The sequence below is a fragment of the Allobosea sp. GW822-FHT03F07 genome (genome assembly GCF_058801345.1).
Window position 1 is genome coordinate 413458 of sequence record NZ_JBXAND010000004.1, and the last position, 15911, is coordinate 429368.

At 66.0% G+C, this 15911-nt stretch carries 16 protein-coding genes; 1 reads left to right on the plus strand and 15 read right to left on the minus strand.

Annotated features, from left to right (window positions below):
- Positions 1–129: 129 nt before the first annotated feature.
- The 15 genes from AC1RMY_RS15630 to AC1RMY_RS15700 all read right to left on the minus strand — a co-directional run bounded on the left by AC1RMY_RS15630 (position 130) and on the right by AC1RMY_RS15700 (position 15398).
- Positions 130–1335, minus strand: coding sequence for an NAD(P)/FAD-dependent oxidoreductase (locus AC1RMY_RS15630; protein WP_492866001.1), 1206 nt, complete (start codon positions 1333–1335; stop codon positions 130–132).
- Entirely contained in the window at positions 1335–2150 is an 816-nt protein-coding gene (locus tag AC1RMY_RS15635; protein ID WP_492865936.1) for an NAD-dependent epimerase/dehydratase family protein, read from the minus strand. Before AC1RMY_RS15635 ends, AC1RMY_RS15630 begins: the two co-directional genes overlap by 1 nt.
- Before the next feature lie 70 nt (positions 2151–2220).
- Positions 2221–3840: a hydantoinase B/oxoprolinase family protein gene (locus tag AC1RMY_RS15640; RefSeq protein ID WP_492865938.1), complete on the minus strand. Its 1620-nt coding sequence runs from the start codon at positions 3838–3840 to the stop codon at positions 2221–2223.
- Positions 3837–5945 (minus strand): hydantoinase/oxoprolinase family protein, encoded by a 2109-nt coding sequence (locus AC1RMY_RS15645; protein WP_492865940.1) that lies wholly within the window; start codon positions 5943–5945, stop codon positions 3837–3839. Before AC1RMY_RS15645 ends, AC1RMY_RS15640 begins: the two co-directional genes overlap by 4 nt.
- Complete coding sequence (locus AC1RMY_RS15650; RefSeq protein ID WP_492865942.1) at positions 5942–6088, minus strand: hypothetical protein; 147 nt, start codon at positions 6086–6088, stop codon at positions 5942–5944. The genes AC1RMY_RS15645 and AC1RMY_RS15650 overlap by 4 nt, the downstream gene beginning before the upstream one ends.
- On the minus strand, positions 6085–6834 hold the full coding sequence (locus tag AC1RMY_RS15655; protein ID WP_492865943.1) for an SDR family NAD(P)-dependent oxidoreductase: 750 nt from the start codon (positions 6832–6834) through the stop codon (positions 6085–6087). Before AC1RMY_RS15655 ends, AC1RMY_RS15650 begins: the two co-directional genes overlap by 4 nt.
- Before the next feature lies 1 nt (position 6835).
- Positions 6836–7558 (minus strand): SDR family oxidoreductase, encoded by a 723-nt coding sequence (locus AC1RMY_RS15660; protein WP_492865945.1) that lies wholly within the window; start codon positions 7556–7558, stop codon positions 6836–6838.
- Between the two features lie 102 nt (positions 7559–7660).
- A complete protein-coding gene (locus tag AC1RMY_RS15665) occupies positions 7661–8593 on the minus strand; it encodes a LysR substrate-binding domain-containing protein (RefSeq protein ID WP_492865947.1) in 933 nt (310 codons plus the stop codon).
- Between the two features lie 122 nt (positions 8594–8715).
- Positions 8716–9546 carry a 3-oxoadipate:acetyl-CoA acetyltransferase gene (locus AC1RMY_RS15670; RefSeq protein ID WP_492865949.1) on the minus strand — a complete coding sequence of 277 codons (831 nt, stop codon included), beginning with the start codon at positions 9544–9546 and terminating at the stop codon, positions 8716–8718.
- A complete protein-coding gene (locus tag AC1RMY_RS15675; protein ID WP_492865950.1) occupies positions 9543–11468 on the minus strand; it encodes a bifunctional sugar phosphate isomerase/epimerase/4-hydroxyphenylpyruvate dioxygenase family protein in 1926 nt (641 codons plus the stop codon). The genes AC1RMY_RS15670 and AC1RMY_RS15675 overlap by 4 nt, the downstream gene beginning before the upstream one ends.
- A 10-nt stretch (positions 11469–11478) precedes the next feature.
- Positions 11479–12312, minus strand: coding sequence for a shikimate dehydrogenase family protein (locus tag AC1RMY_RS15680; RefSeq protein ID WP_492865952.1), 834 nt, complete (start codon positions 12310–12312; stop codon positions 11479–11481).
- Positions 12313–12369: 57 nt separating this feature from the next.
- Positions 12370–13101, minus strand: a complete 732-nt coding sequence (locus AC1RMY_RS15685; protein WP_492866002.1) for an amino acid ABC transporter ATP-binding protein — start codon at positions 13099–13101, stop codon at positions 12370–12372.
- Positions 13102–13174: 73 nt separating this feature from the next.
- The gene (locus tag AC1RMY_RS15690) at positions 13175–14017 is read right to left on the minus strand and encodes a transporter substrate-binding domain-containing protein (RefSeq protein WP_492865954.1); all 843 of its coding nucleotides are present in this window, start codon (positions 14015–14017) and stop codon (positions 13175–13177) included.
- A gap of 60 nt (positions 14018–14077) precedes the next feature.
- Positions 14078–14719, minus strand: coding sequence for an amino acid ABC transporter permease (locus tag AC1RMY_RS15695; RefSeq protein ID WP_492865956.1), 642 nt, complete (start codon positions 14717–14719; stop codon positions 14078–14080).
- A gap of 10 nt (positions 14720–14729) precedes the next feature.
- Positions 14730–15398 (minus strand): amino acid ABC transporter permease, encoded by a 669-nt coding sequence (locus AC1RMY_RS15700; RefSeq protein ID WP_492865957.1) that lies wholly within the window; start codon positions 15396–15398, stop codon positions 14730–14732.
- A 289-nt stretch (positions 15399–15687) separates the two neighbouring features.
- Between AC1RMY_RS15700 and AC1RMY_RS15705 the strand changes: the two genes are divergently transcribed.
- Positions 15688–15911: TetR/AcrR family transcriptional regulator (locus tag AC1RMY_RS15705; protein ID WP_492865959.1), on the plus strand; the 224-nt coding region annotated here is incomplete at its 3' end.

Consider the following 15911-nt stretch of genomic DNA (forward strand, 5'->3'; position numbering starts at 1 on the left):
CGCGCCGCCTCATGCACCTTTGGCGGGCTTCCATCAATGGGTGCGGGCAGCGGCTTCTTGATCGCTCGTGAAAGCGCGTGTCGGGCGTCGGTCCTCATCTCCCGAGGCCTGCCTCGCGGCAAGACTGCCCTAGATGACGGCTTTTTCCAGGAAGGGCCGTCCTTCCACGATGCGCTCATACCCGACCTCAGTGAGGTCCAGCGTGCGATAGGCGCCATAGATGATCAGTTCCGAGACCCCGCGCCCCGCGGCCGGTCCCTGCTGCAGGCCATGGCCGGAGAAGCCGTTCGCGTAGACGAAGTTCGTCACCTCCGGATGCCGGCCAACCACGAGATTATGGTCGAGGGCGTTGAAGTCGTAGTGACCCGCCCACTGGTTGACGACACGGATCGCCTCGAATGAGGGGGAGCGCGCGGCGAGCGCCGGCCAGATGATCTCCTCGAACTCCTCATAGCGCGGCTCGAAGTCGTCGAATTCGACGGCGGGGTCCTGCAGCGGCGGCGCCCCGGACAGGAAGAAGCGGCCTTCCGGGCGGCAGAATACGCCCGAGGGATCGATCATCAACGGCAGACTGCCGCGATTGACGCGGGCCGTCCCTTCGGGGGATCCGGCGCAGTCGAACACGAACAGCGTCCGCTTGCGGGGTTCGACCGGGATGTCGAGGCCCGCCATCCGCGCCGTCAGCGCCGCACGCGGGCCCGATGCGTTGACGATGATGCCGGCGGCGATCGTCCGGCCGGATCTGAGCCTGACCGCCGTCACCCGGTTGCCGTCCCGTTCGATGCCGACGACCTCGTCGATCAGGTAGTCGGCCCCCAGCGAGCGCGCCTTGGCGCGAAAACCGTTCATCAACCCGGTATTGTTGAACCAGCCCTCGCCCGAACGTCCATAGGAGGCGAGCAGGATGTCGTCGGTGGAGAGATGCGGGAAGGCTTCCGCCAGTTCGGTGCGGTTCCAGAGCACCACGTCGGCACCGCAGGCGATCTGCGTCTCGTGGTTTTCTTTCAGCGTCGCGACCTGCTCCTCGGTGTTTGCGAGAAACAGATAGCCTCCCTCATGGAAGGCGAGGTCGGGCCGGTCGTCGCCGACCTGCATCGTCTCGGCGAAGTCCCGGATGAACGCAGTGCCGAACTGGCCGATCTTCACGTTGATCGGGTTCGAGAACTGGTTGCGGATGGAGGATGATGACAGCGAGGTCGAGGCGGTGGCGAAGCTCGGGTCCCGTTCGATGATGAGGACCGAGCCCTTGAAGTCCGGGTTGGACGTCAGGAAATAGGACACCGCCGAGCCGATGACGGCGCCGCCGACGATGACGACGTCATAGCTTGCCTTCATCATCTGGCCTCGTCGTCGGGATGCCCGAGATCGACGAACCACCCGCCGAGGCATGATGTCGCCGGAGCCTTCGGGTCCAGCGGCGGCTTAGCCGCCTCGACCTTCTGCCGATAGGGTTCGGTCGAGTCCTTGGGGTGGAAGCCGAGGTGACCGGCCAGACGATTGTCGACCGGCTTCACCTTGTTGTCGGACATGCCGAACGAGACCGTGAAGCCGACGCGCGGCGCCGTCAGGCTTGCCTCGACGAGGCGCACGCAATCGTCGAAGGACAGCCAGGACCATAGCATGCGCCGGTCCGGCGGCTCGGGAAACGAGGAGAAGATGCGCAGCATCACGCTCTCGATGCCGAACTTGTCCCAGTACAGCCGCCCGAGATCCTCGACGAAGCATTTCGAGACGCCGTAGAGGCTGTCGGGCCGGTGCGGCGCCTCCGCGTCGATATTGGATTCGAGCGAGTGATAGCCGATCGCATGCACCGAGGAGGCGTAGACCACCCGCTTGACGCCCTGCTTCCGGGCCGCCTCGTAGACGTTGTAGCTGCCACGGATATTGGAGGCGAGGATCGTCTCCCAAGGCGCCTCGAGCGGCGCGCCGCCGAAATGCACGATCGCGTCCACGCCCTCCGCCGCCGCGATCGCCGCGTTCATGTCGTCGAGCTCGAAGGTCGCGCTTTCCTCGTTCTCGCCGAGGTCTCCGATGGCGACCTGGTCGGCGAGGCGGATCTTCCGGGCCAGCGGCGCCAGCCCATTGCGAAGCCGGCTGCCCAGGCGGCCGGCCGCGCCGGTGATCAGAATTCTCTCGAATGTCTGGGTCATGCGAACTCCCGGAGCTTCAGCTTCGCGACGGCGCCTTCGTTGAGCAGACAGGTTGGGAGCTTGGACATGCTCAACGCTCGTCCTCCTTCACATAACCCTTGATCAGGTCCTGGGCCCGCGCATCGGCGCTCCGGCGCGCAGGATCGCCGTACCCGCCTCCGCCTGGCAATTCGAGCTTGAGCCTGCGTCCGGCCGGCACGTGCTGCCAGCCCTTGGCGCGCATGCGTGTGCCGTCGTCCAGGCAGACCGAGCCCGGGGCGCCCTGCTGCCCTCCGTCGCGGCCGCGCGCCGGATTGCTGATCCTGTCGAACATGGCGGAGAAGTCGAATTCGTGACCCTCCTCCGCGGCGATCTCGATCGACTGCCCCAGCCCGCCCCGGAACTCGCCGTCGCCGCCCGATCCCGGCCGCAGTTCCTTGCGCCAGATCACGATCGGCCCCGTCTGCTCGGTCGCCTCGATCGGCATGGTGTGCACGCCGGAAGGGAAGGCCGTGGCGGCCAGGCCGTCGATCCCCGGCCGGGCTCCCATGCCGCCGGAATTGAACATCAGCACCTCGGCGCGGCGCCCGGCATTGCCGGCTGAGGGCCGCACCGAGATGTGGATGTTCCAGAGGGCAGCTGCCCCCTCGGAGAGGATCTGCCCGGGCATGGCCTGGGCCATGGCGCCGAGGACCAGATCGGGTACCATGTGCCCGATGACATGGCGCAGGCTGACCGGCGCAGGCCGCTCGGCATTCAGGATGTTGACCGGCGAGGAGATGGTGAAGAAGGCGAGCGACGCCGAATTATTGGGAATGTCGGGCGCGACCACGCATTTCAGCGCATAGGAGGCATAGGCCTTGGTGTAGATGATCGGGACATTGATGCCCCAGCGGCTGACGGGAGCGCTGCCGGCGAAATCCACCGAAACATGGTCGTCGGCGATCGTCACCTTTGCCGCCAGCGGGATCGCATCGTCATAGCCGTCGGTCACCATGGTGTTCGACCAACTGCCCTTCGGCAGCGAGCCGAAGCGCTCCAGCATCGCCGTCCTGGTCCGGGAGAAGATGAAGTCGCCGAGCGGAGCCAGCGAGGACAGCCCGATCTCGCGCATCATCGCGACCAGGCGGCGATGGCCGACATCGTTGCAGGCCGCGAGCGAGTAGAAGTCGCCCACGACCTGGTTCGGTTCGCGCACGTTCACGCGCAGCATCCGGACGAGATCTTTGTTCACCTGCCCGCGCTCGGCGAACTTCATGATCGGGATCTGGATGCCCTCCTCGTAGACGGATTTGCCGTCCGCCCCGAAGCCGCGTCCGCCGACATCGACGACATGGGCCGTGCAGGCGAAGAAGCCGACGAGCTCGCCGTCGAGAAACGAGGGCGACACCATGGTGATGTCGTGGAGGTGTCCGGTCCCCTTCCAGGGATCGTTGGTGACGTAGGTGTCGCCCTCATACATCTCCGCGCGCGGGATCTCCGCGATGAAGTGCAGCACGGCCTCGGCCATGGTGTTGACATGCCCGGGCGTGCCGGTCACCGCCTGCGCCAGCATCTGGCCGCCAGGGTCGAAGACGCCGGCCGAGAGATCGCCCGCTTCGCGCACCGAGGTCGAGAAGGCGGTGCGCAGCAGCGTCATCGCCTGTTCCTCGACCACCGAGATCAGGCGGTTCCACATCACCTGCATGCGGATGTCGTTGATCTCGCTCATGCCGAGGCTCCGGTATTGGCAGAATGCTTGCGCACGAGAAGGATGGTGCCGTCGGGCTGAAGCACGGCATCGAACGGCGAGGTGACCACGGTCGAGGTCTCGCGCTCGACGATGATGGCGGGGCCCCTCACTTTGTCGCCCGGCTTGAGCGAGGAGCGCTCGACGATGCCGGATTGCAGGAAGGCGCCCTGCGCCGGGTCGAAGACCTTGCGCGACGTGGCGGGCTGGTACACCGCGCCGTCCCGGACGAGCGCGACGCGAGACGGCGGGGGCCGCTCGTCCTGGACCTTGACCGACCAGGTCACGATCTCGATCTCCAGCCCTTCGAGGCCGTCGATTGCGCGGCCGAAGAAGCGGGCATAGTTCTCGCGGAAAGCATCCCGGAGCATGGCCGCATCGTTCTCGTCGAAGGACCTGTCGGGCAAGGCGACCGGAATCTCCCAGCCCTGCCCGGCATAGCGCATGAAGGCGGTGATCTCGCAGAGGAACTTTCCGGCGGTGCCGCTGCGCACGAAGGTCTCGGCCGTCGCCTTGAGCCCCGACAGCAGGCCGTTGACGTTGGCGAGATCGAAATCGGACAGGCGGACCAGCCGCGAGGCCACGGCCTCGTAGCCGAACGGCGCCTTGAGAAAGCCGATCGCCGAGCCGACGCCCGCCCCCTCGGGAACGAGGCAGAGGTCGACGCCGAGCTTCTCGCAGAGGCGCGCCGCATGCAGCGGGGCCGCGCCCCCGAAGGCGATCATGATGTTGTCGGAGATGTTCTTGCCGTTCTCGACCGCATGGACGCGCGCCGCGTTGGCCATGTTCTCGTCCACGACCTCTCCGATGCCGAAGGCGGCCGACTGCGGCGTCATGCCGAGACGCTCGCCGACATCGGCCGCGATCGCGGCTTCGGCCTTCTCGACGGAGAGCTTGATCGCTCCGCCAGCGAAGTTGTCGGGGTCGAGCTTGGCGAGGACCAGATCGGCATCCGTAATCGCGGGATGCTTGCCGCCGCGCTGATAGCAGGCCGGCCCGGGCTCGGACCCCGCGCTTTCCGGACCCGTCTGGATGCGGCCCATGGCGTCGACCCAGGCGATCGAGCCACCGCCCGCGCCGATCTCGATCATCTCGATGACCGGAATGGAGATCGGCATGCCCGAGCCCTTGCAGAACCGGTAGGTGCGGGCGACCTCGAAGGAACGGGCCGTGCGCGGCTGAAAATCCTCGATCAGGCAGATCTTCGCTGTAGTTCCGCCCATGTCGTAGGAAACGACGTGATCGAGATCGAAGCGGCGAGCGATGTCGGCCGCGAAGATTGCGCCGCCTGCCGGCCCCGACTCCACGAGCCGCACCGGGAATTCGGCCGCGGTCTCGACGGAGACCAGCCCGCCGCCGGAGTGGATCATGAAGACGGGGCAGTCGGCCCCCATCTCCTTGAGCCGGATCTGCAGGCGCTCCAGATAATCGGCCATCCGCGGCCGGACATAGGCGTTGGCGCATACCGTGTTGAAGCGCTCGAACTCGCGCATCTGCGGCGAGACCTCGCAGGAGATCGAGATCGGCGCCCTGACATTGCGGGCGATGATCTCGCGCGCGCGCCGCTCATGCTGCGCATTGGCGTAGGAATGGATGAAGCCGATCGCGACGGCGCCGAAGCCCTGCTCCGCGATCAGGTCCGCGATCCGCTCCAGCGCCGCCTCGTCCAGGGGTTGCAGCTCCTTGCCCCGGGCGTTCATGCGGCCCTTGACCGTGAAGCGATCTTCGCGCGGCACCAGCGGCGCCGGCAGGCGGATGCCGAGATCGTATTGCTCGAACCGGTTCTCGGTCCGCATCTCGATGACGTCGCGAAAGCCTTCCGTCGTCACGAAGGCGGTGCGCGCGCCCCTGCGCTCGATCAGCGCGTTGGTCGCGAGCGTCGTGCCATGGACGACGAGGTCGAGTTCCCTCGCGGCGATGCCGGCCTGGGCGGCGACGATCGCGATGCCGTCGAGAATGGCCTGCTCGGGCTTCGCGTAATTCGTCAGCACCTTCGTCGAGTGGATCGTGCCGCGGATGTCGAGCACGATGTCCGTGAAGGTCCCGCCGATGTCGGCGCCGAGCCGGATCTGGGGTGAAAGGCTCATGCGGTTTCCTTCTGCGCCTGTCTGGCGCGCGCCGCCATGCGCTGGCTAAGGTCCTTCCGGTACTCGGCGAAGGCGAGCGGGTCGGCCGCGCCGGCGACCTCGAGCAGGATGGCGCGGTCGGCGCCCATGGCGAGGCCGGTCATGCGTAGATATAGCCGCCGGATACGATGATGTTTTCGCCGGTCATGTAGGTGTTCTTCGGGCCTGCAGCCATCATCACCCACTCCGCCATCTCGCGTGGCTCGCCGCCGCGGCCGAGCGGGCTCGCCTTGGCGAGTTCGTCGAGGAAACCGAGCTCCCGCGCCTTCTGCGTCGCCATGCCGGCGGGCGCGACCGAATTCACGAGAATGCCGTCCGGCGCGAGAGCATGCGCGAAGCTGCGGGTCAGGCTGACCACCGCCGCCTTGGTCGCGGCATAGTGCGCGTTCTGCGGATGCGCCTTGAAGGCGTCGACCGAGGTGATGTTGACGATCCTGCCACGAACCGGCCCGATCGGCTGCTGCGATTGCATCCAGCGGGATGCGGCGACCATCATATGGTAGGTGCCCTTGATGTTGACGCCGTTCGAGGCGTCCCAGTCGGCGTCGGAAATCTCGAGCAGCGGCTTGCGCGGATAGATCGCTGCCGAATTGATCAGCGTATCCACCCGGCCGAGCACGGCCGCGACGCTCTCGAAGGCGGCGTGAGCGGCCGGCCCGTTCGAGATATCGGCCGCCGCCGACGCGAACTTCAGACCCGCCGCCCGGGCCGGCGCGAGCGCCGCCTCGCCTGCATCGGCGGCAATGTCGATGATTCCGACGCCGGACGCGCCCAACTCGACGGCCATCTCGGCCAGCAGCGCGCCGAGGCCGGCGCCGCCGCCGACGACAACGAGATTGAGATCCTTCATGTCAGTCGTCCTTCCTGGTCGCGCCGGTCGCTGTCGCCTGCCTGGTCGGCACGATGTCGAACCGGGACACGTTTGCAGCCGCGGGCAGAGCGAGAACGGCCAGCACCATGTCGGCGATGTCGTGTGGCTGGACCGCGGCGCCGCCCGCATACATCGCGGCGCGCATCTCCTCGCTGAGCAGCGTCGAATAGAGATTGGTCTGGGTGCGGCCGGCCACGATCTCCGTGACCTTGACGCCATGGGGGGAGACGTCCAGCCGCAGGCCGTCGGCGAACGCGGAAATCGCGGCCTTGGTCGCGCCATAGACAGCCAGCTTCGGGAATGCCGCGTGGCCGGCCGTCGAGCCGGTGAAGAAGACATGGCCCTTGCCGCGCTCGCACATGCCGCGGATCACGAGGCTGGTCAGGTTGATCGATGCGCTCAGATTGATGGAGATCGCGGCATCGATCGCTTCTGCGCTCATCTCGTCGAAGGGGACGAGCGGCGGCATCACGCCGGCATTGTTGACCAGGATGTCGATCGCCTCGCCCTCGAGCCGCCGGGCGAGCGCGGCGCTGTCGCGGATGTCGAGCGCGACCGGGACGATGTTGGCGACCTGCTCCAGTTCCTGCAACCGGGCGGCGTTGCGGCCGACGGCCAGAACCTTGTGCCCGGCGCGGGCCAACCCCCGCGCTATCGCATGGCCGACCCCGCTGGTCGCTCCCGTCACCAAAGCTGTCGACATCGTGCTTCCTCGTCCTTGAAAGGAGCATGCAGGAAGGACGCAGCCTCCCAAACCAAGAAAATCCACCGAAGGACAAGTTTTGCTTGGAGCCGGGGCTGGCCTTCACATGTCGGCGGCGGCGCGCAGTGTCTCGGACCAGTCCTCCGAGACAGCCCATTCGCAGAACACCGAGACGCTCTTCACCCGTCGATGCGCGCGCGGGATGATCATGTAGAAGCCCGGCACTTCGGAAGCCGGCATGTCTTCGAGGGCGCGAAGCCCAAACGGCGCGACGAGTCGGCCAGCCTGAATGTCTTCCGCCGCATCCAGGATGGAAAGCAGGCCGACGCCGAGGCCGGACATGGTCGCGCGTCGCATGGTGGCGGCATCCTGGAACTGGATGGCATGGGCAGGCTCGGCGGCCTCGACGCCCAGATGCCGCAGCACGCGCTGCCAGAGCGTGTGCGATAGAACCGGATGGAGCAGGGGCTGGGTCAACAGGTCTTCAGGCGTCTTGATCCTGTCCGCCAGCGCCGGAGCGCAGCAGGGAACCTTGGGATCGCGAACCAGCAGCGTCTGCTCGAAATCCTTCCAGTTGCCGAACCCCCACTGGATCGCGACATCGACATCGTCTCGGGCGAAATCGGGCAATTCGATCATCGTCGTCAAACGAAGATCGGCACCCGGCAGGCGATCCCGGAAGCGTTCGATGCGGTCCATCAGGTAGCGCGTGGCGAAATAGGGGCTGGCGTTCAGGTTGATGCGATTTCGGTAGCTCCCCTTCGTCACGCGCCTGACGCCCTCGGAGAATTCTTCGAAACCCGCCTGGACGTAGTGCGCCAGCACGATCGCCTGCTCGGTCGGTTCGACAATGCGATTCTTTCGATCGAAGAGCACGATCGACAGCGTGTCCTCGAGCAGCTTGATCTGTTGGCTCACGGCCTGCGGGGTGACGAACAGCTCGTCGGCAGCGCCGCGGAAGCTGCCATGGCGGATCACCGCGTGAAAAACGCGCAAGGCGTTCAGCGGCGGCAATCTGATGTCGCGCCCGCCCATTCGTCCGACCCTCGCATTGCGCTGCGCAGCTTCTGTCCGCCCCTCGCAATACGATCAGTCCGGACAAACACCAACCCGCGCCGGACGAACCGGCTCGACAAATGGCGTGCCCGGCCGCCCGATCAAATCTCTGCTAAACGTAGCAGGCTGCGGGCTTCCGCGACGGTTGCCGGCCGGCGGCGATATTCGGGGCACAGCGCGACGAGGCGTGTGACCAGCGCGGCATTGGACGGGGCGAGCGTGTGGCGGTCGAGCCGGACGTTGTCCTCCAGTCCCGTGCGGCAATGGCCGCCCAGTTCGAGCGACCAGCGGTTCAGGGTGGCCTGGTCGCGCCCGATGCCGGCACCGGTCCAAGTCGCGTCCAGCGCAAGCCTTTTTAGCGTCGCGACGTAGAACTCGAATGCTGCACGGTCGACCGGCATGGCGTTCTTCACGCCCATGACGAACTGGACATGCAGCGGCCCCTGGATCTGGCCGGCCCTTTCCATCTCGACCGCCTTGAAGATCATCGACAAATCGAAGGCCTCGATCTCCGGCTTGACGCCATGCGCGAGCATCTCGCTCGCCAGCCAGTCGACGAGATCGGGGCTGTTCTCATAGACGCGCGTCGGAAAATTGCAGGAGCCCGTCGAAAGCGAGCACATATCGGGTCTGAGCGGAATCATCCCGCCGCGCTCGCGCCCGGCCCCGGAGCGCCCTCCGGTGGAAAATTGCACGATCATCCCCGGGCAATGCCGACGAAGCCCTTCCAGTAGCCGGCCGAAGCGCTCCGGGTCCGAGGTCGGCGTGCCTTCGTCGCTACGGACATGGCAATGCGCCAGTGCCGCGCCGGCCTCGAATGCGGCTTGCGTCGACTCGACCTGTTCGGCGATCGAGATCGGAACCGCCGGATTGTCGCGCTTGGTCGGCAGCGAGCCGGTGATCGCAACGGTGATGATGCAGGGGGTCGTCATGTCGTTGCGCCTTGTCCGTGAGGGAGGCCAGCCGGGACGGTGACCGGGCGGGCGAGGCGGGACTGGGCGGTCAGGCGGATGCCGGCATTGGCGGCGCCGTAACCGGCATAGCCGTCGCGCTGGACGATCTCGAAGAACAGGCCGCCGTCGAGCGTCGCGGTGTAGGCCTGCCAGAAGGGCCCGGCCGCATCGCGGTCGTAGAGGATGTTCAACGCCTGCAGGGCGTCGATCTCCCCGCTCGATAGATCGGAGCGCGCCTCGAGGTCGTCGTAGTAGTTCTCCGGGATCGGCAGCATGGCGACGCCGTTCGCCACCAGCCGCGAGACGCTCGCGACGATGTCGGTGGTGGCAAAGGCGATATGCTGGACGCCCGAGCCGAAGAAATCCGTGATGAAGCGTGCCGACATGGTGCGATGGCTCTGCGATCCGTTGAGGATCAGCCGCAGGCCATGGCCGATCGTGCCGTCGAGGCCGCTCTCGACCACCTGGCTCTGGACCACGCCACCGGGATCGATCACCGCCTGGCTCGGCGTCTTCGTCATCGCAAACAGCGACGAATAGAACAGGAGCCAGGTGAGCATCTCCTCATACTGCATGCTCTGCGAGATATGGTCGACCGCGATCAGTCCGGTTCCCGCGCCGCTCGATCCGGTGGGCTCGAAATCGACCTGGGACCAGCCGCCCAGCGCCGAGGCCCTGTCGATGAAGTAGACGAGGCTGCCGCCGACGCCGCGCACGGCCGGCAAATCGAGCTCGCCCGGTCCGGCCGCGCCTGCATGCGGGACGTCGAGCAAGGCCTTGGCGCGCCTGGTTGCCGCTCCGGCATCGGGCACCCGCAGCGCGATGGCGCAGACCGAGGTGCCATGGGTGATCTGGTAGCTGTGCGCGAAGCCTTCATCGTCGCTGTTCAGCACGATGCGGATGTCGCCCTGGCTCCAGAGATCGACCTCCTTGGACCGATGGGTTCCCGTGCGGGCGAAACCGAGCGCTGCCAGGAGTGTCTCGAAGCCCGGTCGTTCCGTTTCCGCGACCGCGAATTCGATGAATTCGACGGCTTCGACGGGCGCCGGCGGCGGCATCGCGACGACGCCCGGCACCGATCGACCGAGCGTCCGGGCGGTCTCGTCGAGCAGCCAGATCAGCGAGCGGTGGCCGTCGAGCGCGACGGAACGTGCGGAGCCGGCACGGAAACGGTCGTTGAAGATCTCCAGCGAGAGCACGCCATCATAGCCGGTCGCCACCAGGTCGCGCATGAAGGAGGCAAGGTCGAGATCGCCCTGGCCGGGCAGGCAGCGCCAGTGGCGACTCCAGGAGAGATGGTCCATCTGCAGCTTCGGGGCGTCCGCCATCTGCACCATGAAGATGCGGTCGCGCGGGATCGTGCCGATGCTGGAGGTGTCCAGACCGCGCGAGAGAATGTGGAAGCTGTCGAGGATGATGCCGACATTGTCGCAGGCAGCACGGCGCACGATCTCCCAGGAATCGCGGTAGTCGTGGACGTGGCGGCCCCAGGCCAGGGCCTCGTAGCCGACGCGCAGGCCGCGCCTGGCCGCGCGCTCGCCGAGTTCGGCGAAATCGCCGGCGAGCCGGTCGATCCCGCTCAGCGCTTCGGGCGACGTGCTGGAGCAGACGAAAAGCAGATCGGTGCCGAGTTCCTGCAAGAGATCGAATTTGCGTTCGGCCCGGTCGAATGTGCGGACGCGGCGGGCGTCCGGCATGCCCTCGAAATCGCGGAAAGGCTGGCAGGTGACGATCGAAAGCCCGAGATCGGCGCAGATGCGTTTCACCTCGGTTGGCGAGCCGGGAAAAGCAATCAGGTCGTTTTCGAATATCTCGACGGCGCGGAAGCCTGCCGCCGCGATCGCCTCCAGCTTTTCCTGAAGCGTGCCGGAGACGCAGACCGTGGCGATCGACGGGATCATGGCCATCCTCCTAGTAGCTGAGCCGCGCGACGGTGCGCAACTCGTCGGCCGTGGTGGTCGGGAAGCCGAAGAATTCGAGATAGGCCGGGATCTGCTCGAACAGCATGTCCGTCCCGATCTGGTAGGCGCAGCCACGGGCTCGAGCAGCCGCGAGAAACGGCGTGATCTCCTGCTTCATCACGACCTCGCCGACAAAGGCGCTCGGCGCGATGCAATCGACGTCGACCGGCAGTGGATCGCCCGCCCTCATGCCGAGCGGGGTCGCGTTGACGACGACGTCGCAGCCGGCAGGGTCGGCTGAGCCGACGACGAGACCGAGTTGCGGATAATGTGCGCGCAGGCGTTCGGCGAGACTCTGCATCATTGGATCATGGGCATCGAACAGCACGAGTTCACCCACGCCCGCCTTCGCCAGCGAGGCGGCGATGGCCGAGCCGACGCCGCCGCAGCCGACGAGGAGCGCGCGCACGCCGGTCAGCACACGGCCCTTGCGCAGAACGCCGCGCACGAAGCCCTCGCCGTCGAACATGTCCCCGACGAGCCGGCCGTCCGGGCCAAGGCGCACGGCGTTGCAGGAACCGGCCACCTTCGCCGTCGTCAGGACCTCGTCGAGCAGGGAGACCGTCGAGACCTTGTGCGGCATGGTGACGAGGGCGCCGTGGACGTTCGACAGTCTGAAGACCAGCTTGAGGAACGCCGCATAGTCCTCTGCCTTGCAGCCCATCGGCACCACGACGGCGTCGATGCCGCGGTTCTCGAAATAGGGGTTGTAGATCATCGGCGCCTTGAAGGTCTCGGTGGGATAGCCGAGATGGGCGATGAGCTTGGTGGTGCCGCGGATCATTGGATAGGGCCTTGGCGTGTTGGTTCCGGATGGGCGATAGGCCGGTAGGGGTGCTCTTCAATGCTTCGGCAGGATTTCGCCCAGAAACTTCTTCGTCCGCTCATGCGCCGGATTGCTGAAGAAGATCGCAGGCGGGGCCTCCTCGACGATCTCGCCCGACGCCATGAAGATCACCCGGTCGGCGACCTGTCGCGCGAAGCCCATCTCATGGGTGACGCAGATCATGGTCATGCCCTCCAAGGCCAGCGCGACCATGGTGTCGAGCACCTCCTTGACCATCTCGGGGTCGAGCGCCGAGGTCGGTTCGTCGAACAGCATGACCTTGGGCTGCATGCAGAGCGCCCGCGCGATGGCGACACGCTGCTGCTGCCCGCCGGAAAGCTGGGCCGGGTACTTCTCCGCCTGTTCGAGGATCTTGACGCGGGCGAGCAGCCGGCGGGCCGTGGCCTCCGCCTCCGTCCTGCTGGCTCCGAGCGAACGCATCGGCGCCAGCATGCAGTTCTGCAGCACGGTCAGATGCGGGAACAGGTTGAAGTGCTGGAAGACCATGCCGACCTCGCGGCGGACGGCGTCGATGGTCTTCGCGGAATCGCTGAGAACCGTGCCGCCGACGCGGATCTCGCCCTTCTGATAGGCTTCGAGATGGTTGATGCAGCGGATCAGTGTGGACTTGCCGGAGCCCGAAGGTCCGCACAGGACGATCTTCTCGCCTGCGCGGACCGACAGGTTGATGTCGGTCAGAGCCTTGAACTCGCCATACCATTTCTCGACCGCCGCCAGGGTGATCATGGCGTCGTTCGCTGCCGTTGCAGGGCGGGCTGGCTGGCTGGTCATGGTCAAGGCTCCGATCCGTCCCGAGGTGTCAGCTCACCGCAAAGGTGATGCCTTCGAGGCTGTCCGGGAATTTATGCACTGGCACCTTCATCCACTTGTCGTAGATCTTCTGGAGTTCGCCGTTGCCCTTGATCTTGTCGATGAAGGCGTTGATCGCGGCGTTGATTTCCTTCTCGCCCTGGCGGGTGCAGGCGCCGTTGTAGAGGTTCTGGAATTCGAGCTTGTTCTCGAACTCGCCGGGGCGGGCCTGCTCGATGCGCTGGATGTAGAAGATGTTGCCGCCGAGCGCCTGGACCTGGCCCGAGACCAGTGCCTGGATCGACGGGGCGTCGCCGTCATAGCGCCGGATCGTGGTCGAGGCCGGCGCGTTCTTGGTCACCTGCGTGTCCTGCGCCGCGCCCTTGGCGACGCCGATGGTGAATTTCCCCATGTCCTCGTTGGTCTTGATCGTGTCGCTCTTCTTGCCGATCAGCACGATCGTGTTGGCGACATAGGGCTTCGAGAACTGCACCACCTTGGCGCGCTCGGGCAGCATCGCCATCGTGGCAAAGAGGACGTCGACGCGTCCCGTGGTCAGCGCCGGAATGCGGTTGTTGACCTCCAGCGGGACGAACTCGACGGCGACGCCGAGTTCCTTCGCGAAGAGGGTGGCGATGTCGGCGTCGAGCCCGTCCTGCTTGCCGGCGCTGGTGACGAAGCCCCAGGGTGGATTGTCGCCCTGGATACCGACGACGATCTTGCCCTTCGACTTGATTTCCGCCGGCGTGACCGCGAGCGCAGGCTTCAGGATCAGCGCAGGCGCTGCGAGTACGACGGTGCCGCCGAGCAGGACATGGCGGCGGCTCGGCAGGCCGGCCTTCTTGATGGTCATGGCATCTCTCCCTTGGTTGAACATGGCCTTTTGGCCTTGGTGGCAGGCTTGGTCGTTTCCTTATCGCGTGCTCGCCGCGAACTGGCGTTCGAGCCGGGCTCCATAGAGCGAGAGCGGCCAGCACATGATGAAGTAGAGGACGCCGACGATCCCGAAGACGAGGAGCGGCTGGAAGATCTGGTTGGAGACGATGTTCCCGGCGCGCGCGAGTTCGGTGAACCCGACGATGGCCGCCAGCGACGTGCCCTTGATGAGCTGCACGAGGAAGCCGATCGTTGCCGGCAGTGAGATGCGGATCGCTTGCGGCAGGATCACGTCCTTCATCCGCGAGACGTATTTGAGGCTCAGCGCCTTGGCGGCTTCGGTCTGCCCCTTGGGCACGGCCTCGATCGAGCCGCGCCAGATCTCGCCGAGATAGGCGCTGGCGTGCAGCGTGAAGCCGATCGAAACCGCAACCCAGGCATCCAGCTTCAGGCCGATCAAAGCGAGGCCGTAATAGACGACGAAAAGCTGCATCAGCAGCGGCGTGCCCTGGAAGATTGCGATGTAGCCGGCCGTGACGCGCTCCAGCAGCGGAATGCCGGAGGTGCGCGCTAGCGCGACGCCGAGCCCCGCGACGCCACCGCCCAGGAAGCCGATGGCGGAGAGCGCCACGGTCCATTTCAGGCCGACCAGGAGGAAGATGAATTCGTTCACGCCCATGCCACCCTCCTCACTTGATCGGGTAGCTGAAATAGCGGGTGGAGATGGCCCCGAAGATGCGCATCAGCAGCCAGGACATCATCAGGTAGAAGACCGTCACCGTGCCGTAGACCTCGAAGCTCCTGAAGCTGTCGGACTCGATGCGCTGTGCGACGGAGGTCAGTTCATAGGCGGAGATCGCCGAGGCGACGCTCGTGGTCAGCGTCAGCAGCACGAACTGGCTCGTCAGCGAAGGGAAGATCGCGCGCAGGGCTGGCTTGAGCACGATCAGGCGGAAGACCTGCGCCTTGTGCAGCCCGAGCGCGAGCCCAGCCTCGATCTGCCCCTTGCTGATGGACTGGACGCCGCCGCGGATGATCTCGATGGCGTAGGCGCCGCCATTGATGCCGAGCGCGATGATCGCCGTCGGGGTCGGGTCGAGCCGCAAGCCGGCCAGCGGCAGGGCGAAATAGATGAAATAGATCTGCACCAGGAATGGCGTGTTGCGGATGATCTCGACGAAGGCCTTGACCAGCCAGCGCACGGGCTTGATGCGCGAGTCGCGCAGGATCACACCGCCGATGCCGATGATGGTGGCGAGGATCATTCCGCCCAGTGCCAGCCAGAACGTGCCCAGGCAGGCCGCCAGCAGACCCGGCAGCCCTTCCAGTACAGGCGTGAAATCGAGCTTGTAGGTCATGGCGCTCCCTGAACGGCCGACCTTCTCGATGGGTCGATCCGTATCGTGTCGATCGCAACGGCGCCTCTCATCGAGCGCCTTGAATGCGGCCGGCGAAGTTGCTTGCGCAACCGCCCGCACAGGTTAATTGTACGAGATGGTTCAATTGGTCAAGGCAATTAACTGCACGGTTCATTTGCGCATGCGCCCGCGCTGTGAGACCGGAGCGGGCAAGAGCTGAAACCGGTTGTCCAAAGGCGGCGGATGGGCTTCTTGATGGCCGCGGCGAGCGTGCTTCGAAAGGCGCGAGATGAGTGAACTGGCCCCAACCGCGAAGCGCGCGGCGCGGAGCGGCAAATCGGCGAGCTGGAGGCAGGATCCCGAGGGCGTCAGGCGCGAGATCCTGGCGGTGGCGCGCGCCGAGTTCGTCGAGAACGGGTTGAGCGGCGCGCGCGTTGACGAGATCGCGGCCAAGACCTCCACCAGCAAGCGGATGATCTACTACTATTTCGGCGACAAGGAGGGGTTGTACCG

What these genes read in the sequence shown, in the direction of transcription:
- AC1RMY_RS15640 (WP_492865938.1), bottom strand. Translation starts at nt 3,840, where the DNA reads ATGAGCGAGATCAACGACATCCGCATGCAGGTGATGTGGAACCGCCTG.
- AC1RMY_RS15635 (WP_492865936.1), bottom strand. Translation starts at nt 2,150, where the DNA reads ATGACCCAGACATTCGAGAGAATTCTGATCACCGGCGCGGCCGGCCGC.
- AC1RMY_RS15670 (WP_492865949.1), bottom strand. Translation starts at nt 9,546, where the DNA reads ATGACGACCCCCTGCATCATCACCGTTGCGATCACCGGCTCGCTGCCG.
- AC1RMY_RS15630 (WP_492866001.1), bottom strand. Translation starts at nt 1,335, where the DNA reads ATGAAGGCAAGCTATGACGTCGTCATCGTCGGCGGCGCCGTCATCGGC.
- AC1RMY_RS15695 (WP_492865956.1), bottom strand. Translation starts at nt 14,719, where the DNA reads ATGGGCGTGAACGAATTCATCTTCCTCCTGGTCGGCCTGAAATGGACC.
- AC1RMY_RS15700 (WP_492865957.1), bottom strand. Translation starts at nt 15,398, where the DNA reads ATGACCTACAAGCTCGATTTCACGCCTGTACTGGAAGGGCTGCCGGGT.
- AC1RMY_RS15650 (WP_492865942.1), bottom strand. Translation starts at nt 6,088, where the DNA reads ATGACCGGCCTCGCCATGGGCGCCGACCGCGCCATCCTGCTCGAGGTC.
- AC1RMY_RS15660 (WP_492865945.1), bottom strand. Translation starts at nt 7,558, where the DNA reads ATGTCGACAGCTTTGGTGACGGGAGCGACCAGCGGGGTCGGCCATGCG.
- AC1RMY_RS15645 (WP_492865940.1), bottom strand. Translation starts at nt 5,945, where the DNA reads ATGAGCCTTTCACCCCAGATCCGGCTCGGCGCCGACATCGGCGGGACC.
- AC1RMY_RS15690 (WP_492865954.1), bottom strand. Translation starts at nt 14,017, where the DNA reads ATGACCATCAAGAAGGCCGGCCTGCCGAGCCGCCGCCATGTCCTGCTC.
- AC1RMY_RS15685 (WP_492866002.1), bottom strand. Translation starts at nt 13,101, where the DNA reads ATGATCACCCTGGCGGCGGTCGAGAAATGGTATGGCGAGTTCAAGGCT.
- AC1RMY_RS15655 (WP_492865943.1), bottom strand. Translation starts at nt 6,834, where the DNA reads ATGAAGGATCTCAATCTCGTTGTCGTCGGCGGCGGCGCCGGCCTCGGC.
- AC1RMY_RS15665 (WP_492865947.1), bottom strand. Translation starts at nt 8,593, where the DNA reads ATGGGCGGGCGCGACATCAGATTGCCGCCGCTGAACGCCTTGCGCGTT.
- AC1RMY_RS15680 (WP_492865952.1), bottom strand. Translation starts at nt 12,312, where the DNA reads ATGATCCGCGGCACCACCAAGCTCATCGCCCATCTCGGCTATCCCACC.
- AC1RMY_RS15675 (WP_492865950.1), bottom strand. Translation starts at nt 11,468, where the DNA reads ATGATCCCGTCGATCGCCACGGTCTGCGTCTCCGGCACGCTTCAGGAA.